The 25360-nt window shown below is 35.0% G+C and carries 28 protein-coding genes and 2 pseudogenes; 8 read left to right on the plus strand and 22 right to left on the minus strand.

Features of this window, described 5'->3' with window-relative positions:
• On the plus strand, positions 1-201 hold the full coding sequence (locus ACQKOG_RS12250; protein WP_053592785.1) for a cold-shock protein: 201 nt from the start codon (positions 1-3) through the stop codon (positions 199-201).
• A gap of 88 nt (positions 202-289) precedes the next feature.
• Here ACQKOG_RS12250 and ccsB read toward each other — a convergent pair whose 3' ends face one another.
• On the minus strand, positions 290-1459 hold the full coding sequence (gene ccsB / locus ACQKOG_RS12255; protein WP_402873860.1) for a c-type cytochrome biogenesis protein CcsB: 1170 nt from the start codon (positions 1457-1459) through the stop codon (positions 290-292).
• Positions 1460-1781: 322 nt separating this feature from the next.
• Between ccsB and ACQKOG_RS12260 the strand changes: the two genes are divergently transcribed.
• Complete coding sequence (locus tag ACQKOG_RS12260; protein WP_370078953.1) at positions 1782-2519, plus strand: class I SAM-dependent methyltransferase; 738 nt, start codon at positions 1782-1784, stop codon at positions 2517-2519.
• 53 nt (positions 2520-2572) lie between these two features.
• Here the strand turns inward: ACQKOG_RS12260 and ACQKOG_RS12265 are convergent, their stop codons facing one another.
• Positions 2573-2971, minus strand: coding sequence for a GNAT family N-acetyltransferase (locus tag ACQKOG_RS12265; protein ID WP_370078955.1), 399 nt, complete (start codon positions 2969-2971; stop codon positions 2573-2575).
• Positions 2972-3056: 85 nt separating this feature from the next.
• Complete coding sequence (locus ACQKOG_RS12270) at positions 3057-3551, minus strand: GNAT family N-acetyltransferase (protein WP_370078957.1); 495 nt, start codon at positions 3549-3551, stop codon at positions 3057-3059.
• A gap of 146 nt (positions 3552-3697) precedes the next feature.
• On the opposite strand from ACQKOG_RS12270, the gene ACQKOG_RS12275 reads away from it, so the two are divergent.
• Positions 3698-4288: a hypothetical protein gene (locus ACQKOG_RS12275; protein ID WP_370078959.1), complete on the plus strand. Its 591-nt coding sequence runs from the start codon at positions 3698-3700 to the stop codon at positions 4286-4288.
• A 417-nt stretch (positions 4289-4705) separates the two neighbouring features.
• A complete protein-coding gene (locus ACQKOG_RS12280) occupies positions 4706-5260 on the plus strand; it encodes a GNAT family N-acetyltransferase (RefSeq protein ID WP_370078961.1) in 555 nt (184 codons plus the stop codon).
• An 81-nt stretch (positions 5261-5341) separates the two neighbouring features.
• Here ACQKOG_RS12280 and ACQKOG_RS12285 read toward each other — a convergent pair whose 3' ends face one another.
• On the minus strand, positions 5342-5896 hold the full coding sequence (locus tag ACQKOG_RS12285; RefSeq protein ID WP_427446654.1) for a histidine phosphatase family protein: 555 nt from the start codon (positions 5894-5896) through the stop codon (positions 5342-5344).
• 11 nt (positions 5897-5907) lie between these two features.
• Positions 5908-6540, minus strand: a complete 633-nt coding sequence (locus ACQKOG_RS12290) for a hypothetical protein (protein ID WP_370078965.1) — start codon at positions 6538-6540, stop codon at positions 5908-5910.
• Positions 6541-7092: 552 nt separating this feature from the next.
• Here ACQKOG_RS12290 and ACQKOG_RS12295 point away from each other — a divergent pair.
• Together ACQKOG_RS12295 and ACQKOG_RS12300 are read left to right on the plus strand one after the other, a co-directional pair.
• The gene (locus ACQKOG_RS12295) at positions 7093-7233 is read left to right on the plus strand and encodes an aspartyl-phosphate phosphatase Spo0E family protein (RefSeq protein ID WP_198516187.1); all 141 of its coding nucleotides are present in this window, start codon (positions 7093-7095) and stop codon (positions 7231-7233) included.
• A 147-nt stretch (positions 7234-7380) separates the two neighbouring features.
• Positions 7381-7845, plus strand: a complete 465-nt coding sequence (locus ACQKOG_RS12300; protein ID WP_427446656.1) for a hypothetical protein — start codon at positions 7381-7383, stop codon at positions 7843-7845.
• Positions 7846-8053: 208 nt separating this feature from the next.
• On the opposite strand, the gene thrS is transcribed toward ACQKOG_RS12300, so the two are convergent.
• The 7 genes and pseudogenes from thrS to ACQKOG_RS12335 all read right to left on the minus strand — a co-directional run bounded on the left by thrS (position 8054) and on the right by ACQKOG_RS12335 (position 14239).
• Positions 8054-9970: a threonine--tRNA ligase gene (gene thrS, locus ACQKOG_RS12305; RefSeq protein WP_427446658.1), complete on the minus strand. Its 1917-nt coding sequence runs from the start codon at positions 9968-9970 to the stop codon at positions 8054-8056.
• Positions 9971-10426: 456 nt separating this feature from the next.
• Positions 10427-10786 (minus strand): hypothetical protein, encoded by a 360-nt coding sequence (locus ACQKOG_RS12310; protein ID WP_402873875.1) that lies wholly within the window; start codon positions 10784-10786, stop codon positions 10427-10429.
• Between the two features lie 121 nt (positions 10787-10907).
• On the minus strand, positions 10908-11693 hold the full coding sequence (locus ACQKOG_RS12315) for a lipid II flippase Amj family protein (RefSeq protein ID WP_370079138.1): 786 nt from the start codon (positions 11691-11693) through the stop codon (positions 10908-10910).
• A gap of 62 nt (positions 11694-11755) precedes the next feature.
• Complete coding sequence (locus ACQKOG_RS12320) at positions 11756-12376, minus strand: hypothetical protein (protein WP_427446660.1); 621 nt, start codon at positions 12374-12376, stop codon at positions 11756-11758.
• A 252-nt stretch (positions 12377-12628) separates the two neighbouring features.
• Entirely contained in the window at positions 12629-13207 is a 579-nt protein-coding gene (locus ACQKOG_RS12325) for a group-specific protein (RefSeq protein ID WP_370078975.1), read from the minus strand.
• Positions 13208-13471: 264 nt separating this feature from the next.
• A pseudogene (locus tag ACQKOG_RS12330) lies at positions 13472-13718 on the minus strand (hypothetical protein); the annotation flags it as partial.
• A gap of 23 nt (positions 13719-13741) precedes the next feature.
• Positions 13742-14239, minus strand: coding sequence for a hypothetical protein (locus ACQKOG_RS12335; protein WP_402873882.1), 498 nt, complete (start codon positions 14237-14239; stop codon positions 13742-13744).
• A 339-nt stretch (positions 14240-14578) separates the two neighbouring features.
• Here ACQKOG_RS12335 and ACQKOG_RS12340 point away from each other — a divergent pair, with 339 nt between their 5' ends.
• Entirely contained in the window at positions 14579-14926 is a 348-nt protein-coding gene (locus ACQKOG_RS12340) for a hypothetical protein (RefSeq protein WP_402873885.1), read from the plus strand.
• 145 nt (positions 14927-15071) lie between these two features.
• Here ACQKOG_RS12340 and ACQKOG_RS12345 read toward each other — a convergent pair whose 3' ends face one another.
• The 8 genes and pseudogenes from ACQKOG_RS12345 to ACQKOG_RS12380 all read right to left on the minus strand — a co-directional run bounded on the left by ACQKOG_RS12345 (position 15072) and on the right by ACQKOG_RS12380 (position 21618).
• Positions 15072-15536 (minus strand): hypothetical protein, encoded by a 465-nt coding sequence (locus ACQKOG_RS12345; RefSeq protein WP_370078981.1) that lies wholly within the window; start codon positions 15534-15536, stop codon positions 15072-15074.
• Positions 15537-15836: 300 nt separating this feature from the next.
• Positions 15837-16319 (minus strand): GNAT family N-acetyltransferase, encoded by a 483-nt coding sequence (locus ACQKOG_RS12350; protein WP_370078983.1) that lies wholly within the window; start codon positions 16317-16319, stop codon positions 15837-15839.
• Positions 16320-16330: 11 nt separating this feature from the next.
• On the minus strand, positions 16331-16678 hold the full coding sequence (locus ACQKOG_RS12355; protein ID WP_323657388.1) for a DUF3147 family protein: 348 nt from the start codon (positions 16676-16678) through the stop codon (positions 16331-16333).
• Positions 16678-17076 (minus strand): MarR family winged helix-turn-helix transcriptional regulator, encoded by a 399-nt coding sequence (locus ACQKOG_RS12360; protein WP_370078985.1) that lies wholly within the window; start codon positions 17074-17076, stop codon positions 16678-16680. Before ACQKOG_RS12360 ends, ACQKOG_RS12355 begins: the two co-directional genes overlap by 1 nt.
• A 725-nt stretch (positions 17077-17801) precedes the next feature.
• Positions 17802-17930 (minus strand): annotated as a pseudogene (locus tag ACQKOG_RS12365) (IS1595 family transposase); the annotation flags it as partial.
• Between the two features lie 212 nt (positions 17931-18142).
• A complete protein-coding gene (locus tag ACQKOG_RS12370) occupies positions 18143-19114 on the minus strand; it encodes an HD domain-containing protein (protein ID WP_370078987.1) in 972 nt (323 codons plus the stop codon).
• Positions 19115-19126: 12 nt separating this feature from the next.
• Entirely contained in the window at positions 19127-19762 is a 636-nt protein-coding gene (locus tag ACQKOG_RS12375) for a class I SAM-dependent methyltransferase (protein WP_427446665.1), read from the minus strand.
• A gap of 62 nt (positions 19763-19824) precedes the next feature.
• Complete coding sequence (locus ACQKOG_RS12380; protein ID WP_402873615.1) at positions 19825-21618, minus strand: S9 family peptidase; 1794 nt, start codon at positions 21616-21618, stop codon at positions 19825-19827.
• Between the two features lie 463 nt (positions 21619-22081).
• Between ACQKOG_RS12380 and ACQKOG_RS12385 the strand changes: the two genes are divergently transcribed.
• Positions 22082-22732: a FusB/FusC family EF-G-binding protein gene (locus ACQKOG_RS12385; RefSeq protein ID WP_370078993.1), complete on the plus strand. Its 651-nt coding sequence runs from the start codon at positions 22082-22084 to the stop codon at positions 22730-22732.
• 141 nt (positions 22733-22873) lie between these two features.
• On the opposite strand, the gene ACQKOG_RS12390 is transcribed toward ACQKOG_RS12385, so the two are convergent.
• Complete coding sequence (locus ACQKOG_RS12390) at positions 22874-24145, minus strand: oligosaccharide repeat unit polymerase (protein ID WP_427446667.1); 1272 nt, start codon at positions 24143-24145, stop codon at positions 22874-22876.
• Positions 24146-24421: 276 nt separating this feature from the next.
• A complete protein-coding gene (locus ACQKOG_RS12395; RefSeq protein ID WP_370078997.1) occupies positions 24422-24922 on the minus strand; it encodes a hypothetical protein in 501 nt (166 codons plus the stop codon).
• Positions 24923-25360: the final 438 nt, after the last annotated feature.

Genomic DNA, 25360 nt, shown 5'->3' on the forward strand with positions numbered 1-25360 from the left:
ATGACACAAGGTACAGTAAAATGGTTTAACGCAGAAAAAGGTTTTGGTTTTATCGAGGTAGAAGGTGGAAATGATGTATTTGTACATTTCTCTGCTATTCAATCAGATGGCTTTAAAACTTTAGAAGAAGGCCAAAAAGTTGAGTTCGGCGTAGAAGAAGGTAATCGCGGACCTCAGGCTACTAATGTTGTAAAGCTTTAATTTATAGCTTTAGCATGTAGAGTGCAAAATTCAAGAGACATCCAATTATGGATGTCTCTTTTTTAGTTAACTATATTCAACTTAGCCCCTATGCGTAAGAATGTAACCCTGCAATGACTAAATTTACAAATACTTGATTAAACACGATAATGCCAAATCCAATAATCGCTAACCAAGCTGTCTTTTCCCCTTCCCAGCCTTTAGAAAGTCGGAAATGAAGGAAAGCGGCATAAAATAAAAATGTGATAAGTGCCCACACTTCCTTAGGATCCCAACCCCAATACCTACTCCAAGCAATCTGAGCCCAAATCATGGCAAACAAAAGCCCACCTAAAGCAAACAATGGGAAACCTATAACAACTGCTCGATATGTAATTTCATCCATTAATGCTGGTTGTACACGGTTTGTTAATGGCTTTAATAAAACAATTAATCGTCTTCTCGTAATAAGTACAATCACCCCATATAAAATTGTTCCAACGATAAATGACCATACAATAGAATTCAATTTCTTCGCATCTAACTTATTAGTAATCTGCAAAGCGCCAACCTGATCCCCACTAGTTGTAACTGCATCTTTATTGACAATCAGCGGTGTCATCGTATAAACGGCAGTTTCTTTCTTCTCTAGCTTATTTTCAAATTGAACCTCGATTTTATCTCCTGCTAAATTAAAATAAGTGCCCACCCCGATAAAGCCAATCACGACAATTAAACAATACATAACAAATTCCAAGGCAACTGTACTCATCGAAAATTTAGAAACATCTAATGTTCTTAATAAATAAATAATACCCGTTGCGAACGAAATCGATAAAATAGCACTTGAAAATGCAACTGTCATCACATGAATCGTTAACCAATTGCTTTGCAGTGATGGAACAAGTGGTGAAACCGTTTTTGTAAAAACGCTTCCATAACCGAGAATAATTAATGACACAGGGATGGTAAACAAACCTACCACAATTTGCTTATATAAGAAATGAATGATCAAATAGCTACCAGTAAGCATGATGCCAAAGAACGTCATAAACTCATACATATTACTTACAGGTGCATGATCAACAGCAATCCACCTTAATATGAAATACACTAGCTGTAAAGCAAAAGCAATATATGTAAGTAGAAGCCCCACTTTTCCAAACATCTTTCCTTTTGATTTCACGGCAAGCCCAATCGGTATAATGGCGATCAGTAGTAAAATAAATGCCAAGAACAATGAATTACTACTTAAACTTAATAATGATTCTTTACTCAATGTAACATCCTCCAATGTATTTTTTGGGAAACCGCATAATTACTCCCAATAAAAATAACGTCATTCATTAAAATAAGTGCCATCATTTACCTCTAGATAATTTTATTTTTTTGAATTGTTACAATTTTATGGCGTAAAAACGTCCTCATGTCAAAAAACCATCTATACAATTTATATAGATGGGGATTTACAAAAGTTGGCATGCCTCTATCTACATATTACTAAAAATTGAAATAAAAGTCTATTTCTTTTAAGGTGGCTATGTGACAATAAATATGCGCAAATGTTACATAACGTTATGTAAGACAAGTGGAGGTTTACTATGAAACAAAATATTTATGACCATGCGGAATTTTTCCGTCAATATAAAAAGTTACGTCAAGCACCATACAACTTCAATAATTTACTTGAACAGCCAGCGTTAAAATCCTTACTTCCTAATTTAACTAATTTACAAATGCTTGATATCGGCTGTGGAATGGGAGAATTCGCGTACTATTGTATAGAGAACAATGCACAACATGTAACGGCTATTGATGTTTCAAAAAATATGCTGGCAATTGCTCAACATGAACATGCCCATCCGAATATAGACTATTATTTGCAAGCAATAGAAGATTATCATGCAGAACCTAATAGCTTTGACTGTATAACAAGCTCCCTTTCCTTGCATTATATAAAGGATTTTAGTGCAGTGGTTGGTAAAATTGCGAGCATGCTTCGCCCGGGTAGCGTTTTTGTTTTTTCTGTAGAGCATCCGATTGTTACAGCCCGTAAAACAATGGAGGATAATTGGCTTTATGATGACAGCGGGAATAGGAGCCATTACGCAATTGACAATTACCATGATGAGGGTCTGCGTGAGCAAACTTGGCTTGTAGATGGTGTTGTTAAGTATCATCGTAGCATCACTACAATCATCAATACATTAATCGAACATGACTTAACAATAGAAAAAATGCTAGAGCCTCTTCCTGATTCAGAAGCCAGTCAAAAACTGCCTTCCTTAGAAAAAGAGTATCGTCGCCCTTCCTTTTTATTAATACGCGCAAGAAAATAACCTTTCATAATTGCAAGTCTCGTAGCAGTACCCTACTGCCCGAGACTTGCTTTCTACTGCTTTAATTTCACATAAATAATTTCTGGATCGCCTTCGTCTAAGTTTTCAATATACCCACTTTTTATAAATCCCGCCGTTTCAAATACTTTATGCATACTAGTATTTGATTGGTTAGTAGAAGAAAAGATTTTTGGAGTGGTAGACTTCTCTACATAAAAATCTAATAATGCTGTGGCAATGCCCTTTCTTCTTTCAGATGGCTTAACAATAACTAATGAAATGAAGCTATTGTCAAAAAAGTCATTCGTAAAAATAAGAAAGCCAGCAATCGCTTTTCCACTTTGTTGAATGATACAACGCTTCTCGTTAATTGCAGTACGCAAATATTCCTTTCTCGAAAAATCTCCAATTACTTCTTGATCAATCCCACATATTTCATCGAAATGGTCCATACGCGCTTCCACCAATTCTGTTCACCTCATTCTTTTATAGCTAAATTAGTTGTACGAAGAAAAGATTTTCTAAAATACACCATTTCTAATCTAGTTTTTCTCCTTTAATTTTACCCATGTAATAACTCATCACTTTAATCTCACCTCTGAACCCTTTTGCCAGCCTTCCTTCATCGACAAAACCGCATTTTTTATAAAGTGACTGCGCGGCAGTATTCGGTTGATTTACCCCTAACACAAGCTCATTGATATTTGGAAAATGCTGCAAAACAAAGTCCGGCAAAATCTGTAATGCCGCTTTTGCATAACCTTTCCCTTGTTCATAAAAGTCTGTCGAAAAGGCGCGGATTAAAATTGCGTGTTCATTTGAGGAATATGGCTTGACACCATCATTTTCATGTAACACAAAGAAGGTTACGAGCTTGTCTTCATCTAATACAAGAATGGCATGACGATTTTTATCCTGCTTCACAAGTTCAATGCTCTCTTTCGGAGACATCGTATAGCGAAGCTGCTCCTCTGTGATTGTGTATCGTTCAATTAAGTGATCATCATTTTCTTCGTAAAATTTTAATCTCATCGAAGCTCTCCTTTTCAACTTTAGTCCTCGTAATCTACCTAGATTGGTCTTGGCCCAGTTGAATCTCTTGATAATATATTGAATAAATGACAAATATAATGTATTCTAACATGATTTAGAAATTTATTGTGGAGTAGGTGTAAATTTTGGAATTACTAAAGAGAGCACAAGAGCGAAAAGAAACTGCCTCGCTCATTCTAAAAGAATTGGCACTACTAGAAAAATGGAATACAATTGGTCAAGCTTATGTTGTCGGCGCTACAGCGTATGATTTACTAGTGGATCAAGATATCGATATCGAAACATTTTGTGTTCGCCCGAATGTAGCGGAAGCCATGTCGATATTAGCGGACTTAACTGGCAATCCGAAGGTTTTAGAATTAAAGTATCGTAATTATTTGGAAACACCATTTAATGGTTACTATTTTAAAATACAATATGAGCATGCCCCATTAGAAATTTGGAATATTGATATGTGGCTGTTTTCCGAAACAGGAAAAGGTCCTCTATCAAGGGATTTAGTATCGTTAATGAACGACTCCTTAACAATAGAGAGTCGAAAGTATATTTTAAATATAAAAGAAGAACTGCTAAAGAAATCCATGGTACTTCCTTCGATTTATGTATATGAAGCAGTGTTAGATTACGATATTCGGCGCATAGACGATTTTCTAAATTGGATGGAGAAACAAAATGTAGATAGCCAAACCAATTGGCGTCCTTCAAGAAAGTTATAATTTATATAGTTTCATCACTAAAAGTTAGAGATGACATTTGTTAAAAAGTATTTCTTGTATATAAGTTGATTAAAGTGGAGACTGTGCGACTCCTTGGGGATCAGCGTCACAGATGTGACCGTGGAGCGAAGCGTCAGCGACCACCCTACGTTATTGTGATGAATTCATTTTTGTATGAATACTTTGAAGATTTATCGGAACAATTTCAGAAAGCGCTCAGTCAGAACGGAAATCAACTCACTTTATGGAGTTTGAAATATTTGTTTCTACTAATTACCAAAAATGCTACTATAATGATATCTAAACTAAAGGAGTTGGGCATATGAGCGCAGAGATTGCAGTAGATGTTTGTTTATACAACAAATAATCCAAGGGATGTAAACTCTAACTGCAGCCCTTGAACAAGGGAGAAAACAAATGGAAAATTATTTTAAAGAATTTCTTACTGGACAATCTATTACTTTACAGCAAATGACTTCTTCCGACTTAGAAGCATTTGTAAAAATCGAAAGTGAAAAGAATACGTTGTTACTTGCCAATGACGATATTCCCTTTCCAAACACCTTTGAGGATCATGCTTCATTCTTTCAAAGTATTAGTGGAAAAAAAGAGGAATTTATCTTCGGTATATTCGAAAAGTCGTCTAATGAGCTTATCGGCTCCTGTGGCGTCTATGGAATCAACTGGAAAAATAGTACTTGCTTTGTAGGTATCTCAATTGGCGAACAATGGCACGGCAAAGGGCTTGGCACCGATGCCATGAAAACTCTTATTCATTTTATTTTTAATTATATTTCCATTAATAAAATTAAGCTTCAGGTTTTTAGCTTTAATAAAGGCGCTATTCGTTCCTACGAAAAGTGTGGCTTTACAAAAGAAGGTTCTCTACGAAATGAGATTTTCCGCTTCGGTCAATTTCATGATGTAGTTTTATTTGGTCTATTACGAGAAGATTGGAATCAAATTGGATAAGTAATTTTCCGCAGGTGGTAGAAATACTTCTGACTTCTCGATAAAATGAACCAAGGGGCCGTCAATAGACAGCCCCTTCCCCTATTCTTCCCAAATTCTTCGAACATCACTTAACACAAAATGCTGAAATGTTAATTGATACACATCAGGCATTGAAAGTTTTTTCCAAAACGAGTAGTCACATTGCGCATCAAAATACTGCATCATCAAGACCATAATATTGCCATGTGTACCAATCACTATATTGTCATTTGGATGTGCAAGTATAATTTTTTGTAAGCTGGTAATAGCTCGTTCCTTTGCGGTTTCATTAGATTCTCCACCATCAAATGCGAAATTCGGGTGACTCCATACTTGATGAATGGCAGCGTCAAAATCAAGTATATTTCCATTAGATAATATTCTTTCTTTAAAGGAATCCATCGTTTTTATCTGTAATTTATGTTCTTGTGCGATGCCCTCCACCGTCTGAACGGCTCTTTTATATGGACTTGAATATATCGTATGGATATTTTTATTTTCAAATAATCTAGTAACACGATCCCTATCCTCAAACCCTTTACTAGAAAGTGGGCGATTGTACTCATCAGCGCTATAATGAGAATGCGCGTGTCTTACAAAATATATGACAGTCATTATAGTTCCCTCTATTTTTCTTCAGATTTTGCCTTCTTTTCTTTCATATAATTGTATAGATCAACCTTCCACATACTATCTTCTCTTAATAAGGCATATGTCTTGAGGTAGTGCGAGCTTCCGAAAATTATCTCTAATTGAACAATTGCTATACTTTCGGTACTAGAATCTTTATTCAAAGAAATACTATCGTAGTATCTGTACATTAAATAATTTTGTATATCCTCATCTAATAAATAATCTATATACTCTGCTATAAAAGTTTCTTTATCTGGAAGTTCATTGTTATTGTAGGTAATTGCATAGAGTTTATCGAAATTATGCTCAAATATTAAATTCATCATAATTAACACCATTTCCTCTGGTGTAAAAGTCTTTAGACTATTAATATTCCCTTTTTTCAAGAAATCTTCATATAAAGCTCTTTTTTCCTCTGACAATTTCTCTAAATATGTAAAATCATAATGCTTATCGATAGTTGGAGGCGTTTGTTTTGATTCTTCCACGTGTTGAATGGAATGGTTAGTAACCACTGTTGATTCTGAAGATTCTCCTTCTTTTGTTTTCACTTCTGAAGATGCTAATAATATTAAACTAGTAACAATCATAATGCTTATTAAAGGCAACCTTAACTTCAACACCATAACCTCCCCCTATCATATCAATTATGCAAACTCTATTTACCCATCATTCCGTTTATTTCGAAAATTCTCAACATTATGAACCAACATGAAATCTCCTCAATAACAAACAACAAAGAAGTTTATTTGATAAATTGTGACAAGATACGAAGACCATTAAAATTACAGTAGATTTCGACATTAGTTTTTTATAGTAAAAAAGGAGTAAAACTATTAAATATCACTCTTTGCCCGTTCTTATATTTGGCCAAAAAAAAACCCTAATATTCTAATGTAGAGGGTGATAAAACACATAATTCATACAATAAAAGGATATTTAAATAGGCTGAAATACCCTGTGTTAAAATTTCTTATTTTCCCATTATATAATTATGATTATATTTTTCTATGACTAAATTACGAATTTCTCAACCTATACACAATGTGACATATTTTTCGTTTTAGGTGAGATACAATGAAAAAGTTGAATCGAGGTCAATGTATTTCAAGAATATGAAGAAAAAATTTTAGGGGGAAAAGATTTTGGTTAAGATATCGTTTAAACAATTCTTGAAGATGGAGATTGAAAATAAAAGGAAAGATATGTATAAAAAGGCTATGGATTTAGGTTTCACCCATCCTAGCGTGGTAGATTGTAGTCAAGAATTAGATGTCCTACTAAATAAATATTCAAAAGCGATCAATAAAGCCAGCTGAAACGATTTCCGATGATTCGACTAGTTTTACCCTGTATTAGGTTCCGATTATAGAATAGATAGCAAATTCCTATTGATGTTGTAAAGATACGTATAAATAACATAAAAATGGGATATCTTCTTTATGACAGGAAAAGGAGGCCTAAAAATGCAGGTATTTTTTTTATCATTGGTCGTTTCGAGCTTTTTACTACAGCAGCCTCAAGATTCAGTAGAAAATACAGCACCTATTCTTTGCATATCTTCTGGAACAACATCTTATAAATATCCTAATAATCAATATCAGACATTTCGTACTGAGAATGATTTTTATCATCAAATAGACAAGACAATCTATGAGGAGTATAACGATGCTACCTTAAACATTCGTAAAAAAATAGCCTTTAAGGACGTACCTAAGGCTGAGGAGACATTTCATCTAAAAACTAATTTTATACGTGAAAAAATAGACCTCACTCAACATACTTTTATTCATCCCAATCGACAAGTATATTTTTTAGCATCCTTTAAGCAAAATAATCAGGAGACTTATTATAAATACCTGGTCATTGACGCTGAGACCCAAACTATCCTTTTAGGAAATAGTAATTATCAAAGTGATTCCATCAATTAAATCTATTTTGTTTGTTGTTTAGTTTATTGTATGCTTGAAAATTTGATAATAGTAGCAAAATCGATGAAAAAATCAATATTTTCCAGTAAATTTAGAAAAACATATATTACAACATACATTTCATGGCTGTTATTAGCTCGACTCGAGGGAGTAGTGACTTACCTCTGGAGTCGAGCTATATTAATATAAGGAATGGTTTAATCCCCTTTTAAGATAAGGTTTTTTGCTGTATTTCTTGCTTTAGTTCCTCTATAAACTGTTGCAATGGTTTTTCAATTAATGCTTGCTGACCATATTTACGAACAGTGACATGTTGATGATCCATTTCTTTATCACCAAGCACTAAAATATACGGTATTTTTTTCATTTGAGCTTCACGAATTTTTTTACCAAGCTTTTCTTGCCGATTGTCAATACTTACACGGATTTGTTCCTTTTGTAAAGCATCCACTACTTGCTGAACATAATCTTGATGTGTATCTGCTACCCCGATTACTTTTACTTGTTGAGGTGCAAGCCACGTTGGGAACGCCCCTCCGAAATGCTCAATTAATATGCCTAAGAAGCGATCAATTGAACCGAATACCGCTCGATGAATAACGACAGGTCTTACTTTTTCATTCTGTTCATTGATATATGTTAAATCGAATTTCTCAGGTAGTTGGAAATCGAGTTGCACCGTTGCACATTGATGACTGCGATGTATGGCATCTTTAATATGAATATCAATTTTTGGTCCATAAAACGCTCCGTCGCCTTCATTAATTGTAAAAGGAAAACCTTGATTAGTTAGTACGTTTTCTAATGCAGCTTCCGCTTCATTCCAAAGATCAATTTCGCCCATATAATCAGCTGGACGTGTTGATAATTCAATATCGTATTGGAAGTCAAAAATCTTGTATACCTCATCAATAATTTTCAGTGCAAGTGCAATTTCATCTTCAATTTGCTGTGGCGTAGCAAAAATATGTGCATCATCCTGACAAAAAGTACGAACTCGTAAAAGGCCATTTAATGCACCACTAAATTCATGTCGATGAACTTGACCAAATTCAGCCATACGAATCGGTAGCTCTCTATACGAATGTAAATCATTTTTAAAAATTAGCATATGTCCAGGGCAATTCATCGGCTTTAATGCGAAGCTTTGGTCATCTACTTGTGTAAAGTACATATTGTCTTTATAGTGATCCCAATGTCCGGATTGCTCCCATAGTCGCTGGTTCATCATCAATGGTGTCCGTACTTCTTGATAATCAAATTTTGCTTGTACATGACGTAAATAAGATTCCAATTCGTTACGAATAATTTGACCATTTGCTAAATAAAATGGCATCCCTGGTGCTTCCTCTGAAAACATAAATAAATCTAGTTCTTTTCCTAGCTTTCGATGATTGCGCTTTTCCGCTTCTTCTAAGAAAACAAAGTGTTCCTCAAGCTCTTTTTTTGAGGCAAACGCTACACCGTATATACGCTGAAGCATTTGATTATTGCTATCACCACGCCAGTAAGCTCCAGACACATTCATTAATTTAAAATGTTGTAATTTACCTGTAGAAGGTACATGAGGTCCACGACATAGATCATAAAAATCTCCTTGTTCATAAACCGTCACAACTTCATGTTCTGGAATATCTTCTAATAACTCTAGCTTTAGCGCATCATGAGCAAATAGCTGTTGTGCCTCTGCTCTTGTTACTTCTTTACGCTGTATTTGTATATTTTCTTGCATAATTTGCTTCATCATTTTTTCAATTTGTTGCAAATCACTTGGCGCAAAGGAATGCTCAATGTCGATATCATAATAAAAACCATTCTCTATCACTGGGCCAATCCCAAATCGAGCATCAAGGTATAAACGCTTAATTGCTTGAGCTAGTAAATGAGCTGTTGAATGACGAATTACTTGAATTCCTTCTTTTGAGCTAGCATCATAAAGGGAAATTTGTGTATCCTCCAAAATCGGGCGCGTCAAATCAATGATGGTTCCGTTGACACTCCCTACGATTGCTTTTTTACGTAAAGCGGGACTAATCGCTTGTGCAATGTCGGTTAGTGTAACACCTTTTGAAAATGCTTGTTGTTTCCCATCTGGAAATTGAATGTTAATTAATTGATTTGACATGTTCTCTACTCCTTTATTTTAAAATAAAAAAACACATATTCGCCCCATAAAGGGACGAGCATGTGTTGATTACCCGTGGTTCCACCCAAATTCCCACTAGATGCACTAGTGGCTCATTGAAATGCAGTAACGTTGCAAGTACGGTGCAAGTTTCCAAGCACTGCTCAAAGGTAGTAAGTTTTGCTAGCTGCATTAGGAAGCTTTCAGCCAAGGCCTCCCTCTCTATGAATCGTTCTTCAAAACTCGTGTCCTTCTCATCGCCAATTTCATTGCTTTGTGAAATTGTTATCTACTATAACGAATGCTCCAATACTTGTCAATGTCCGAAAATTCGTTTTTATGAAACAATTTAAGGTGTTTTTATTGCAAATGCATAGCAGGAAAGTAGCGATGTCGATCACTGAATTTTTTGAGCGAAGGTGTCTGGGCACTCCTATGCTCATGTCTTCATCTATTTCAGCTATTTCGCACTTCTAAAGTCTCATTGTGAGACTGCCATTGTATTTGAATGATTGGGGCAGCATCCTTTTTAAAAATTTTCGCACTTTCTTTTTTCTTTAAGGCAAATTGTTTATCTATATTCACTCGGGCGTCATCAATAGTTAGTGATTCTTTAGACCCTTCAATCGTTATTTGTAAATCACCCAAGTCTTTACCTTCACCAAGATAGAAAAGCCGCAAGCCCTCCTCCATATTACTATGATATACGGCCTTCCAGTGCTCACTTTTCGCTATGTAATGGACCTCCTCTTGTTGATTCGTACTACAAGCAACTAACACAAACATCATTAAAATTAGGAAGCATATTTTTTTCATTAGAAATCGATTTTCCTTTCTTTGAAAGTTATCATATTAATATCAACTTCAATCTATCCTTCTTAATTCCTAAAGAAACCTGTTATTTGGCTGGAATAGTTATCATCAATGTATATCCCCCTTACATGAATTGTGTAAACCATGCAATATATTTTGCTCCTGGTATAAATAATAGTTGTGCCAAAAATGTGCCTAGCAGTCTTGATCCCATCATCATCACAGAAGCTCGTTTAAGGCTTAAGTAGCTGCCTCTTTGATTGATAACATCATCTGCTAGAATGGAAATTTTAGGGTCAATAAATATAATTAGTAACATCGTCGCTACACCATTAATAAGCCCTGATGACATCACAGCAGTATTCGATCTTTCAGGAACTAATAAAGAGGCGTAAAGTGCAGACAGTACACCAATGGTATAGATGGCCGTTATAACGACATTTACGATAAATAATTTTAGAGGAATATCACGCAAGCTAATCCCCTTTAAGTATGAAAAGCTTGGCAAATGAATATGTTTTATTCCCCTTTTGATATACTCAATACTAAAACCTTTTTTGAATAATGCTGGGATCGAGCCTCTTTCCTCAGACAAATGAATAATAGCCCTTGAAAATATCGCTACAAAAGTCGGCAATAGTAGAATGCCTACCAATGTACCTAGTGAAGCGGCGCCAATAAGTATGCGGAATTGCTGTTCCACAAATGGCAATGTGTTTTCCTTTGGTGCTGTGTCAGTTAGACTTCCTGTAAAAGGCTGCTGCATCATATTTGCTAGCCTTGAAAACATGACCATGACATTAAACAGTGATAGTGCAGAAGCTAATAATTTTACACGTGCACCCGATAATCGAACTGCATACGCAAGTGTCTCTATCGAATGAATGATGAGAATAAACAAACCAATCATTATTAATTTATCTGTCAAAATATCCAAAATCTATTACCTTCTTTTCGGTTGATGATTGGTCGTCACTCTTGTATGATTTTTAGTAATCGTTTGATCCAATCTCGTACATATACTTCCCATTCTTCACGAGGAATTGTCGCTGATAGAGAAAGCGATTGCAATTTTTCTGGCATCATATGCATTTTACTTCTTAGTAGGACATTATCTTCTGACTCCTCGTCGATAAAAAGTAAATATTCCCCTTCAACAGGCTCTCTGTAAACCTTCAAGGACTCTCTAGTTCGATATACCTTTGTGGAATATAGTTTACCATCAATTTTAACTTCATAATGTCCTCGACTCCTATGTTGAATTCGGACATGCGTACCATCTAAGCGTTGGATAGTCGCTTCAAACTCTAAAAGCTGCTCATCATCCATCTGAATTCCAAAAATCCAATGATTCCTATGGGGACTTTTCACATCTGCATCATATGTATCATACCTTATATTAAATTTATTTGAGTCATCGCAGCTTTCCTCTGTTAGATATGTTGCAATAAGTTCATCTAAGGCTTGTTCATCTAACTGATTGCCATAGGTTAAGATGGCGATGTACTTTTGAACCACAGCAGCATATTTGTATAATTCCTCTTCATTGTCTATCTCCCAAGGTTTTTCCTTATAGTATAGTAACGAATACAACAAAGACACTCCTTCCTTTTAATATTCTACGAAATCCAATTGAATAGGTTCCATTATTTCCCTACCAAACAAAAAAGCTATTCATTAGGTACTTTCCTCCTAACGAATAGCTTTTTTAAAGCAAAAAGTTCGATTTAATCTACAAAACGTGTAGAATAAATTCTGTCTTTTTGGTTTTTATATTTCGTGATTCAAAATGTAACTTAGAACCCGTTAGTTCAACAAGGTCGCTAATTTATCTAAACGCCGATATTAAATCAATTTTGTTTGAACTGGAGCAACACTCCAATTAATCATATTTACACCTTTAATATTAATGTATCCTAAACTCAAAATATGTGGAATATGTGCGAACATCCCAAAGTTAACACCTTTTTTATGTTCTTCTGTGAAGTAGGCAAATGTGTCTGATGGTAAAGCCGAACATTCTGGATATGAAATGATATCAATGATTTGTATTTCTTCACAAGGTATATCCGAAGCTGGGCCCATATAATTCTCTTTATTATAGAAATACACAGCATTTTTATTTTTGACCAATCTTTCTGTTGGTATTTCATAAAACATCAAATCTTTTTTAATACTTACTCCAAGAGAATGTAAAGCTTCGTAAACATAGTAAGGATGAAGAGGTAGTAAAAAAATCACATCATTCCATAAGCAATTTAATTTGGGGATGCTTTTCAATAATAAGCTCGGCCTTTCTGGATGGTTAAAATACTTTTTTGAGTAGGCCTTATAAAGTTCAGGATGTATCAATTTTATCTCGTTAAGAGAAATAAGATCCTCCCCCGTCATTTTTTTTGGCACCATATGATATAGGTAATCCATCATATTTCCTCCTCATCAAAGTTTAATTCTTTAAAGGATGATTTCTTCATTATCCTTTCATTCCTTTTCATCACTCTATATTACCTAGAAAATAAGGTGAAAAACAGAATGGTGATTTGTGGAATAATTTGTTATAATGAATTAACATAGAAACAAGAAACGCTAGAGAATGTAATTCTTCTCTAGCAGTTTTGTGTTGTTCTTAAACTTTCTAGTTCAACTAATTTGCTCCATTATTTGAATAACAGTAAACCATTGGGTCCTTTAAAAAGCATCTGATAAATGGTGCGCTTTATCTTTTCTTAATGCTTCAACTGTGAAATATATAGATTTTTTGACTAGCGGAAATAAGCATTTGCTCTACCCGATTTTCAAATGCCAAGTTTTTATGTAACTCAAGCCAACGATATCAGTAGAGGTAACTATCCGAATAATACGTACCTACGCCTTGAAATCGTTCCATCCATCCTTTCAAACGGCGATGGAAGTTATTAACGTGTTGTATGTGGATTATCTTGTTGATTTTCATTAAGATTAAAAGTCATTATTCCAGCTAGTTGAATCAGATAGCTGATAGGTCACCATATTGGCGGTTACTGCAAGAATCACACCTGCTCTGAATTTATCTATAGAAATAGGATCCTCTAATACTAGTACAACATACCCCTCACCCCGTCCCAGAGGATCTGTAGCATTTGTAGCGTTGATTTCGAAGGTTGTATACGTTTTCTCATTTGTAGCAGGGAGTATTCTTTCGTCCTGATAGACTCCATATTCCTTTAAATTATAGCAAACAGGCATCCATCCTTTTGACCAATCAATACTGCCCATTATTTCTTTTTTACGTTGTGCCAGTGTGCCAATTGAAAATGTAAAATATATCTTCATAATAACTTGATTTAATTCGTTTTTCCCTTCACATACAGCTGTTACTTCCAGCTTAATATCCCCCTCCGAATGCTTCCGAATAACCACTAAAGTCACAGTGAAAATACAGATAACAAGTACTATGCCGATGACGACAAACCCCATTTAGTCCCTCCTAACATTTCAACGAATGTTACTATTAGATTACCATGTTTTAGGAGAGATAGTATTTTTTCATCAAACAATCTTATGAAATGACACGGGCATAAATGATAAGACATAAAACGAGTCTATAGCTAAGGTTTAACGGGCAATGGACTACCCCATCAAAGTTTATGGATGTAATGACGTTAGTTGGGAGGTAAACTGCACATAACAGCCCGACCCTTTTCTTATTTACGCTTTTTCTTCGGATTTCCAATTTCTTAACCCCAATATTTCCCGCTTACTTTGGTAATAATTCTCAACTATACTAAAGAGAATTCGTTTTAAGGAGCTTTATTTATGAAAACATCTATACCATGTCCAGATTGTCAAAAAGCAATAACGCTTGAAGACTTTGAGGATTTTTCATCACCATTTACCATGAAATGTCCACACTGCCACGTCAAATTAGAAGAGACAAAAGTAACCCCATTTCTATTAATTGGTACAATTGCAATCATTCCTTTATTTATTTTCTTAACAGAAACATTAAGATCTTTACTATCAGGCATAATCCCTGTTATCGAAAAAATCCCTTCCTTTATCGTATTCCTTGGACTGTTATATCCGTTATATGGTTTTTATGAGCGATTTAATGGACTTGTTATGTTTAATAAGGGCAATTTACAAATAAAAAAAAGAAAATGATAAGGTTGAGACAAAACTGGTCTAAGCCTTAAAAAGCGCGAGAAATCAATTTTAGAAACGTTGATTTCTCGCGCTTTTCTGATTTAAGATGCATGCAGCCTAATCAACTTTGAAAAAGAAAACCCCCATTGATAATAGCTTCCCTTTATTTAGTAGCTTGTAACTCAGCTGTTAAAGTAAATGGCATATTTAAATAATCGTACTTAATTGTTATTTTTTTAATATTAGGTGCCTCAACTTTCACTGCATAATGCTGTGGCTGCTTTCCGATGGCCTTACGATCTATGTATTGACTTGGAAAAATATTTACTTGTCTTAATTTATGATATGTAATATTCGGATTACCTACTAGCTTCGTTTCTGCTTCAAACGGTTCCGACTTACTCACGACAAGCTCAACATTTTCAGGCACTTTATCATTGATGAGTATTTGTTGAAGCTTGATGTCACGTAGTCCTTTATTCTCTATTTCTACGATTTTTATAGTTGAATCTTCTGTAGAATTCGTATAGCTGTTCATGACAAGTGGTGGATTGCTTTTTAAATAAATGATGAAGGCTCCTCCCACCACTAGAACACTAAATAATAAAACAAATAGTAATTTTTTCATTTCATTCCTCACTTTCTTACTACCCATAAGTATAGCGAGAAATCGCAGGTGATGAAACCTCGAAAATAAACAGTGATTCTTTCCGTCGCTCCTGAGGGTCTATCCACGATTTTGCATGTTCTATCCATCATTCCGGAGACTCTATCCACGACTTTGGACGTTCTATCCATCATCCCGAAGACTCTATCCACGATTTTGGACGTTCTATCCGTTGCTTCAAGTTCTAGTGAGGGTTTTTTACGCCAATTTACTTCTTTGCGCTACGTTACCCTTTAATACAAATAAAAACAACCTGACTCATTATAAGTCAGATTGCTTTGCTAATCTTATTTCATCACGTATCGGAATCCCTTCATTGCCGATTAAAGGAATTTCAGGTTTATATGCTCTTGCCTGATCTACTGCGTTTTGTAAGATTTCGATTAAGCAATAACCTCGCTTTTGATAAAATTTTAACGCATGTAAATTATCATTTGTCGTAATGAGGGTAATCATTGTACAGCCTTGTTCGGATGCATGTTGTTCAACAACTTGTACAAGCAATGAACCAATCCCCTTCCCCTCCACAATACTATCAAGGGAAATAATTTCACATTCTTTATCACGAATGATATACGTCACGAGACCTAACATCATGTTTTGTTTATCTACATAGGCGAAGCCATCTAATTGACTACAGTCATATATCCCACTGGAAATGACCATTTCTGTACTTCCCCAATGCTCTTTAAAAAACTGTAACACATCATTTTGATGTAATTGCTGAATTGGAATTACTGTCATCTACTATTCTCCTAAATTGAAAAATTAAATACACTAGCAATGGCTTTTTGAACACCTAGAAAAACTGCCCATGAAGCAATTCCTAGTCCAATGGCAAACACGATATGGATCGATGATTTCATCGCCATATAAATAACAAACAGCATAAACATTGTAGCTGGTAATCCAACAATTACACCAACCGTAAAGCGCTGAATATGTTCACTCGGCTCACTTTGCACAGTAAGCCAGATGATACTTAAAATACTGACAAGTGGTAGAGCTGCAATAATGCCGCCATAGGAAGGAAATCTTCTAGCAACCTCTGTAACAATACCGATAACGGCCGCCGAGCAAAGGATTTTTACTAATGTGTACATTATTTAGACACCTCGCTTAATAGACGAAATGCCTGTAAAATTGTTTGTTGTTGTTCTTCTGAAAGCTGGCTTAGCGCATGTTGCAGTTTTTCATCATCTAATTCAGTGTTTTTCTTTAAGACGTGAAACCCTTCTGCTGTAAGATGTAGATGTACTTTGCGTTGATCTTCGATAGATCGCTCCTTTTTCACCCAGCCATTACGCTCTAGCTTTTTTATATGCTCAGACGCTGTGTTTTGAGAAATATTCAATAACTCAGCAATATCACGTACAGTTACTTCATCTTCCTTTTGAATCATCTGTAAAATTCGCACGCTTTGATGCGAAATTGACTCTTCATGCGTTGTATGTAGATGGTAATAAATTGTTGTAAAATAGTTATTTAATTCTTTAATCATAATTTTGCCCCTTTAAATATATCGTCAAAATCGATTATATCGTAGTTTGCGATATATTTAAAGAGATGTCTAAAATTTTATATTTTCAGTTTTTTCAATGTATAAAAAATTTGGTAACCATCCGAAGGTAATCCAGCATAAGGCTTTAACCATTTTGGATAGATGATCGGAATAGCTGTAAAAAGAAAAAGGGATCCATTCATATAAAAAAATCCATTAAGAAAATTTCGAAGTGCTTCGTTAGTGAACGTATTCATAGCAATATAAGATAGGACAGCTAGACAAAGAGATATAACGGGACCCCCGAGGGAAAAAAATATTGTCTGAACTCGTGTTAAAGAGCTCTTCTTTTCTAAAAGCTTTGTTGTTTTATTGTGATAGAAAAGCTTATGATATACTAAAATATATAGAAAAATAATCAGAAAACAACAAAGGGTGGTATTTTATGTTAATTATGTTCTTAATTGTTATACCTTTATTAGGTGTTTTATGGTTTGTAAACTTCACTACTTTTCTAAAGAACTTAAAAAATGATAAAAGCACTCATAACCAAACAGTGTTAGGGATTGCCTTAACATTTGTTTTTATCTTTTCTCTAATGTATTGCTATATCGGAACACACTAAATTCCTTAGAAATGTATTTCTGATGAGTCTTTTGACGTTTTTTTCTTTCAGCTATTCCCCTTAAAGAATTGACAGTTATGTTATTCAATTTTTGACACGCTTAAACAAGCATTTGCTCCACTCGTTTTTCAAATGCAACGTTCTTTCCTAAAGCAAGCCAACGAAACCAATATAAGTAGTTATCCAGATATTTAGTGGCTACTCCTTGAAAATGGACCATCCAAGCCTTCTTCAAAATAACATTGCCATAGTATCCCCACCGAATATGAAGTGGTATACCGACTACATAAAAAAGAATACAAGAAATAAAAAACACATGTATCAACCCTTTCAAACTTAGCCGAAACACCCCATTTTTGGGGTGTTTACATAAAGCAAAGGAGCTGTCTACTGACAACCCCTTCCTTGTTCTACCGAAAAAGTTTTAATTTATCGATATACTCATAGAATTTTCACAAACACACCCTGTAGAAATTTTTCTTCAGCAGCTACATTCATTTTTCTAACATCTTCAGATAATTCGCTTGCCCTTCTTAATCGATTCTCAAGGTAAAGCAAAGGATCAATAAGTCTAGTTTTATTCTTTTGATGAATATCAAATTCTGTTTGATCCACGCTCACTTTTACATTAGAATGAAGCTGTTTTAATAGGCTCTGCACTTGCCTATCATTTGAAGATTTCATCAGTACAATTAGTTCTTCATCTTCCTTAAGAAAATCAGCGAGCGTAATAATCTTTTTATCCAATGCTAACTTTAGCGTTTGTGAAAGTTTATGATAGGCATAAATATTTAACGGATCCATAAAGAAATCAAGTACTTCTTGATAATATGTTTTCACAAACCATTCTGCACTTTCAATACTTTTCAGACACATCTTCCCTTGATGAATCATAATATCATTTAAAAATATTTTTATTTCTTCTAGTGAGGCTCGCCCATATGTGTACATATCTCTTAAAGTATTATCTACTCGATCTGCACATAAATCAGGAGCTGGTTGTTCAAGTAAATTCCATGTCGCAGTATTACTAAATAGATGTTCATAATCAAAGTTATACTTTTTAAGAATAAGAGGAATTTCAGAATTCATCATCACATTCATAAATATTTCTTCATGATAATCTTCAGCTTTATTTTCAAGGACGAAATCAATGACATGCGAAAAAGCTGTATGTGAAACATCGTGCAATAATCCTGCAATCTGCTCCTCTAAAGAGCCTCCAAGCTGTTTAATTAACAGCATGACACCAATCGAATGCTCATAACGTGTTACATTCCATCGGCTATTTACAAGATAACTTGCCCCACCTTGATGAATCCCCTTCAATCTTTGTACCGGTCTACTCAAAAGAAGTTCCGCTAACACATCATCTATCTCAAATTCACCATATAAATAATCAGAAATAATCATGTAAGCTTCTTCCTATGCAAAATTCGAAAGTACAAAAATCCCACCACAATGCGAGATTGGATGAAATTCTAATTGGCATACGCCTTTTAACAAGGCGCTAATTTCCTCATGGACAAAATAAAATTCATCATCATCCCAATAATCAATACTGTCTTGTCGACATTTTTCAAGCTGCGCTCTAGTTTCAAACGCAATATCACCGATAAAAATTTTGCCTGCAGGCGTAAGTTGCTGCAATAATGCTGTAATGTATTGCACCTTCATTTCATCGGTAAAATGATGCAGCGCATAGGTGCTAATAATGGCATCATATTTTTGATGAAGAAACTCTACTGGCAGCCCTTTTGACAAATCCCACTCCATTAAGTTTGCATCAGGCATTTTTTCTTTGGCGATTTCGATCATTTTCGAGGAAAAATCGAGTCCATTGATAAAATGGCCATTGTCATAAAGTTTTGCCGTTAACACCCCTGTGCCAAATCCAATGTCTAATACAGTTGATTTTGGAATGGACATGACCTCGTTAAATATCGTATTTAATACTGCTTTATATCCCGCAAATGGATACTGATTGCTTTCTTCACTTAGCTGAACCGTTTTATCGTAACCATCAGCCCATAAATCAAATCCTTGTTGATTTAGTAGCATAATCGTCCTCCTATGTTTTCCATCGATTACTAGTCTGATAAATGAATAATCATAGCCCTCGTTTATAAATTGATATGTGTATTAAAAAATTCGAATATTTTCTCATACACGTAAATTTCATTCGCCTTTTTCGTGAATCCATGTCCCTCATCCTCTAGCACAATATATTCCACTTCTCGCCCCTTGTCCTTTAAAGCAGCAACGATTTGGTCAGATTCCTTTTGCACAACACGTGGATCGTTCGCCCCTTGAATGACTAACATAGGTTTCGTCATACCATCTAAATACGTAATTGGTGAATCGACTGTTAATCTTTCTTTATCCTTCTCTGGATCTCCTATCCATTGCTTCATATATGGCGCCCAAAAATCCGGAACAGACTCAATAAATGAAAACAAATTACTTGGACCAAAAATATCGACAACTGCTTTAAAGTAATCTGCATGGCGACCATGTAATAACAGTGCCATATAGCCACCATAGCTACCACCTGAAAGCAGCATTTTATCACGATCCGCATAGCCCTTCTCAATAAGCCAATCAACCCCAGTAATATTATCAAGACGTGGACCATGACCCCAATCGCCCTCAACCATTTTCATAAAGTCTAGACCGTAGTTCGATGAGCCTCTAAAGTTTGGTGCAAAAATAGTGTATCCCTGGGTCACAAGGAATTGGAACATCGGTCGAAATGATTTGCGTTCAATTGATTGCGGACCACCGTGTGGCCATAAAATAACATGGCCATTCGAATTTTCTTCCTTCGCCTTGAACAAGAGTGCCTCAATTTCCAAACCATCAAACGATGGATAACGTAGCACTTCGGGTTCCACCAAATCCTCGTCCCGAACACCCGGTACTCTATAGTGAGTTAACTCCAACCACGAGCTTCCCATTTCCTTTGAAACAAAAATATTATTTGGCTTCGTAGCCGATTTTCCAAGCAAATATAAATGTCCGCTTGGCATAATAACCATTTTCTCAATAATATCAACAGGTGTTTCTAGTTTTTCATTTTTCCCATCTGCCACTGTATAACGATAAAGCCGATCCTCTACACCATAGGAACCAACTAAATAAAGTGCATGCTCTTCTTTCGAATAATGAATACTTGTAAAGTTTTCTTTTACTAATTGAAGCAACTTTATAAATTGTTTCGACTGAATATCAAATTTTGCTAAGTAGCTAAAATCTTCATCGTAATCTGTTAAAAAATAAATTTCCATTTCAGAAGTATACACAACATCGGAAACTGTATGTTGCTTATCCGTTAATGGCGTGAGCAATATTTCCTCACCATCAATTTGTACATATGCTAAGGAATGCGTATTACCAAACTGTTTAATATAAACAAATGATTTTTCCTCTGGGCTAACTGTAGCGATAAAAGTAGGTGCATTACTACCCTCAATAAGTAACTTTTCCTCTTCACTCTCAATGTCATAAACTAAACTATTTAAATACGTCGAATTTCCAGCTGTAGTTGAGTAATAAAGATGTCTACCATCCTCAGTCAAATGTGCGTAGAAATGACGCTCTCCCTCTTTATAGCGAATTGGTACTAGGCTTCCTCCCTCAGGTGAGATTGCGTAAATTTGACTATTTTCATCGCCATCTTTATCAAATCCTGCTAAAAGGAATTCACCTGTTTTCGAATATTTAATAAAATTCGAAGTTTGATTATTAAAAGTCATTTGATAAGGAAATTTTTTCTCTAAATCCATTCCCCATAGATTAAAATATCCATTAAAATTCGTACTTAGTACCATCTGCTTTTCATCAGGACTAATCGCAAAATCACTTACCGTTAAATTTTGCAAAAAATGCTTTGTGTTCATCTTTTCAAACTGAATCATAGACGTTCCTCTTTTCTTAAAAATTTTCTCTGGTAACAGTACTTTTAAAAAAGGGTTCCATCCCTTTTCCTGTGATAACGTCTTCAAGGCCAAATCGGCTTATCAGATGCCCCCAGGAAGCTTTGCTCTGCGCGAAAGCGAAGCGTCAGCGACAAAGCACCCCGTCGAAATGGAAACCAACCCCATGTCATGATGAAAATCCCAATAAATACAATTATACCATTTATTTTAATATAAAAATCTGAATATTGTAACTTTATTTATTTCCTAAAAAATGTTATGATAAAGATAGTTTTCTTTTCAAGGAGGAATCGAAATGGACGCATTCTTTTGTAATGCTTGCTCTAGACCAAACACTTTACAGGTCAAAGAGGTCTAGAAAAGTTAACGCAAATAACATAATTGAATGATCTCTTTAGGCCATAAATTTTATGAAAAGCCTACAATACAGGAGTGAATTCAAATGGAAAAACCAACAATTCAGCCGTTTTTAACGGTGGCAAACTATCATTTACTTGAACAGCAAATGAATAAAATCATACGAACACTTGCAACGACGAAAGATAAGGACGTCATCCTTGCCGTACACGGTATCATTGAAAACGAGATCACAGCAAAATTAGCGTTGTCCGCTGAGGAAGCTGAGCTAATTGAACAGCTTTTCGAAGTGACAAATCGTGCACAGGGTGATGAGTATATTGAACGATTAAAACCATACGTCATCCCTTTCAAAGCAGTCACTGCCAACACACTGAAGAGCCTTTTTAAAAAGGAAAAAAAGCTAAAACTACCGAAGCTTGAAGAAATGGATTTTCAGGAGATTTGTTATTTAGCATGGGATGATCCTGGAACACATCGAAAATATGTCTTGCTGGAACAAGATGAAAAGTTCAAATCGATTAAAGGCACATTCTCCAATGATACTATTCGTGGAATATGTGCAATATGTAACCGCCATTCCGATGTAGGCCTATTTACTACATCTGTAAAAGGGCAAATCGTTGGAACGTTCACGAATTATAGTAATTACATTTGCGCAGACAGCCAAACATGCAATCGACATGTAACGGATATCGAAAAAACAAGGGAATTTTTCGAGCGCATCACTCAATAAAGTGAAACATTATTATTCAGTGGGGTTTTATCATCCCCACTGATTTTTATTTTTCACCAATCTCACTGAATGTACAGTTATAGAGGAATAAAAAGAAGCCTTCTCCATTGCGGGGAAGGCTCTATAAATAGTTTTTATTAATTAATAACGAAGCTGATTTTGATCCACTTTTATAATCGACGAAGCAATGATGACAAAGCCAAGCATTAAAACAAAGATTAAATCGAGTAAACCTGTATGCATAGACACCGTAAATACCGTAATAGTAAATGCATAGGCGACAGAATGGAAACTACGAATGCCCTCCTGTTTCACTTTATTATAAAGAAGTGAAATTAAAGCACCATATAAAAAGAAGCCAATTGCTACTAATAAATAGCCCCCATCTAAAAATAATTGACCGATAAAAGTTGGTGTAGTTGTACGATTTCCACGGGTAATGACCTTACCCTTCTCCACACTTATGGAATTGACAACTTCAGTTACCACCATACGAGGTGAAATTTGTTTACCAGGTAATATCGTACTAAAGATACCTTTATGGACTTCACCGTTTAAATAACCGTTTTCCTGCGTATACTCAATAATTGTACTTAACACAATATGCCCTGTTACACTTTCTTCATTTAATGCACGCACCCATAACGGCGTTTGATTTACCTTTTGTTCAGCCGTTAACAGTTGGTCTCTTGCCTCTTCCGTTAGCTCCACATCAGGCTGGTCTCGGTTATTAAATTCTAATGACCGATCCTCCGTTAACACACGAATAAAACTAAACGTAGAGAAAGCTACACCAATAACTAACAGCGTTGTTAAAAACCACGTTAATTTCACTCGTTTTACTACGTAGTGGACAATGATGATCCCTGTAAATAGGATAATAATTAATGGCGTTCGATAGGCAACTAACACAAATAAAAAAATGATAAATACATAGATAGGACCGTAGATAAACCCTTTCTTCCACGTCATATGCTTTTCTAAAATCATTTTATAGGATAGCAGCAATAAAACTCCAAACCATAGTAATTGACTAAAGAAGTTCAGCTTTGGATTTAGGTTTCGGCGATTTGACTCATCCGAAATACCAAGTCCGCCTCCAAAAACCATCCATATGTACGAACATAAACCAAGTAACGTAAGAAACACGATAAAATGAATCACATATTTGCCTAAAAACGACAGACCAAATGAAGGAATTGTCCATTTCATCTTGTCTATAACGTAAACACCTATGTAATAACAAATAACTGCTAAAATAACTGTTGGCCAAATGGAAACATGTATATTGAACATTTCAAACCTATGCCAATCAAACATGCTCGTAAAGAAATATAGCAGTAAAATAAATGGTAAAAAGAAATACGGCGAAAACGTATCGATTTTATTTAATTTTCTAAAAAATTGTTTCATGTCCTTTCACACCCCAAAACACTTTCTCCCCCATACTTTATATTAATTTCCAATTATGTAAAACAACAATAGTATATCATACCAATGGATTTTTTTGCATATCTACTTACTATTTTTGTTAGTAAATTTAAACATTTAAAGCCTAGTAAGTATTATCTGTCTTTGTTCGGGATACGCATGCCGAGTGCACGAAAAAATTCTATAGCTATCAATATCCAAAACGAAAACGAGTACGGCGCTTTTGTGCTTCCTGTACTCGTTTTAAGGTTTTATAATTTAATTTCCGAGAAGCATAACCTTCATATCACCGTAATGGAATACCATGGAAGGATCTGCAACAGCAAGACCAGGATTTGTAGGACTAGAAAGGCCTGATCCACCAACCACTTCGATTTCAAGTCTTCCACGTAACGGGCGTTCTCCTACTAAATAATCGCCTGTAGATTTAACATGAAGAATTCCATTTACAAGAGAACTAATATCAAACTCCAATCGAGTACAACTCCTTGGAGGTATAACAGTTGACGGAAGACCTTCTAAAAAAGGTTTTTCATTCTCATTCGTTATAAAAGGAAGTGATATTCCTTCCATTGAAAGCTGTAAAGAAGGGCAATATTCAATCACAACATCAGCCTCTAGTGGTTTGCTTGTAGGGTTTTTTATAAGAATCACAAGTCGATTATTAGGCTGTCCAACCGCAGCATCCAATGGAACAAGAAATGGTCCTGTAGTAATTGTATACTTTCTATTTTGACATGTTGATGTTTGATTTGACAAAGATTCACCTCCTAATAAAAAGATATTACTTTCTGTATATCTTATTAAAATCCAAAAACAATTGTATAGACGGTTGTAGAAAGAATCCTACTTTATTTTTAATTGTAAATGTAGTGGCTGGGAGCTAATTTCTCAAATTTACCTATTGAAACAATTCAATTCATTTAAACAAAACTATTAAAAAGATGGAGTACACGCATCTTTTTTAATACATGAAATCGAAAAATAATGAAATTTTAATGTTGGGTGCATTTTGGGGTACATGTTTTTTCTTCGCTACCATTAGAACAATCTGCTACAAACGGTGATTTATCAATGTTTTCCAACAAAAAAACACTCGTATTTTAAACGAGTGTTTCGACTAGGATAACCATTTCGGTGGTGTATTTTCTCCCAAATAAATTTGCTGTGATAGATACTCTATCTAATCTTGCCTAT

Source organism: Lysinibacillus sp. NPDC093216, from assembly GCF_050280325.1.
Lineage (GTDB): Bacteria > Bacillota > Bacilli > Bacillales_A > Planococcaceae > Lysinibacillus.

Excerpts from the sequence above, each read along its gene's own strand:
- ACQKOG_RS12340 (WP_402873885.1), top strand. The coding sequence starts at position 14,579 with ATGAAAACATCTATACCATGTCCAGATTGTCAAAAAGCAATAACGCTT.
- ACQKOG_RS12265 (WP_370078955.1), bottom strand. The coding sequence starts at position 2,971 with ATGGACCATTTCGATGAAATATGTGGGATTGATCAAGAAGTAATTGGA.
- ACQKOG_RS12250 (WP_053592785.1), top strand. The coding sequence starts at position 1 with ATGACACAAGGTACAGTAAAATGGTTTAACGCAGAAAAAGGTTTTGGT.
- ACQKOG_RS12355 (WP_323657388.1), bottom strand. The coding sequence starts at position 16,678 with ATGTACACATTAGTAAAAATCCTTTGCTCGGCGGCCGTTATCGGTATT.
- ACQKOG_RS12315 (WP_370079138.1), bottom strand. The coding sequence starts at position 11,693 with ATGATTGGTTTGTTTATTCTCATCATTCATTCGATAGAGACACTTGCG.
- ACQKOG_RS12280 (WP_370078961.1), top strand. The coding sequence starts at position 4,706 with ATGGAAAATTATTTTAAAGAATTTCTTACTGGACAATCTATTACTTTA.
- ACQKOG_RS12360 (WP_370078985.1), bottom strand. The coding sequence starts at position 17,076 with ATGATTAAAGAATTAAATAACTATTTTACAACAATTTATTACCATCTA.
- ACQKOG_RS12310 (WP_402873875.1), bottom strand. The coding sequence starts at position 10,786 with ATGAAAAAAATATGCTTCCTAATTTTAATGATGTTTGTGTTAGTTGCT.
- ACQKOG_RS12260 (WP_370078953.1), top strand. The coding sequence starts at position 1,782 with ATGAAACAAAATATTTATGACCATGCGGAATTTTTCCGTCAATATAAA.
- thrS (WP_427446658.1), bottom strand. The coding sequence starts at position 9,970 with ATGTCAAATCAATTAATTAACATTCAATTTCCAGATGGGAAACAACAA.
- ACQKOG_RS12290 (WP_370078965.1), bottom strand. The coding sequence starts at position 6,540 with ATGGTGTTGAAGTTAAGGTTGCCTTTAATAAGCATTATGATTGTTACT.
- ACQKOG_RS12380 (WP_402873615.1), bottom strand. The coding sequence starts at position 21,618 with ATGATTCAGTTTGAAAAGATGAACACAAAGCATTTTTTGCAAAATTTA.
- ACQKOG_RS12385 (WP_370078993.1), top strand. The coding sequence starts at position 22,082 with ATGGAAAAACCAACAATTCAGCCGTTTTTAACGGTGGCAAACTATCAT.
- ACQKOG_RS12350 (WP_370078983.1), bottom strand. The coding sequence starts at position 16,319 with ATGACAGTAATTCCAATTCAGCAATTACATCAAAATGATGTGTTACAG.
- ACQKOG_RS12300 (WP_427446656.1), top strand. The coding sequence starts at position 7,381 with ATGCAGGTATTTTTTTTATCATTGGTCGTTTCGAGCTTTTTACTACAG.
- ACQKOG_RS12295 (WP_198516187.1), top strand. The coding sequence starts at position 7,093 with ATGGAGATTGAAAATAAAAGGAAAGATATGTATAAAAAGGCTATGGAT.
- ACQKOG_RS12285 (WP_427446654.1), bottom strand. The coding sequence starts at position 5,896 with ATGACTGTCATATATTTTGTAAGACACGCGCATTCTCATTATAGCGCT.
- ACQKOG_RS12325 (WP_370078975.1), bottom strand. The coding sequence starts at position 13,207 with ATGGATTACCTATATCATATGGTGCCAAAAAAAATGACGGGGGAGGAT.
- ACQKOG_RS12335 (WP_402873882.1), bottom strand. The coding sequence starts at position 14,239 with ATGGGGTTTGTCGTCATCGGCATAGTACTTGTTATCTGTATTTTCACT.
- ACQKOG_RS12375 (WP_427446665.1), bottom strand. The coding sequence starts at position 19,762 with ATGCTACTAAATCAACAAGGATTTGATTTATGGGCTGATGGTTACGAT.
- ACQKOG_RS12370 (WP_370078987.1), bottom strand. The coding sequence starts at position 19,114 with ATGATTATTTCTGATTATTTATATGGTGAATTTGAGATAGATGATGTG.
- ACQKOG_RS12345 (WP_370078981.1), bottom strand. The coding sequence starts at position 15,536 with ATGAAAAAATTACTATTTGTTTTATTATTTAGTGTTCTAGTGGTGGGA.
- ACQKOG_RS12270 (WP_370078957.1), bottom strand. The coding sequence starts at position 3,551 with ATGAGATTAAAATTTTACGAAGAAAATGATGATCACTTAATTGAACGA.
- ACQKOG_RS12390 (WP_427446667.1), bottom strand. The coding sequence starts at position 24,145 with ATGAAACAATTTTTTAGAAAATTAAATAAAATCGATACGTTTTCGCCG.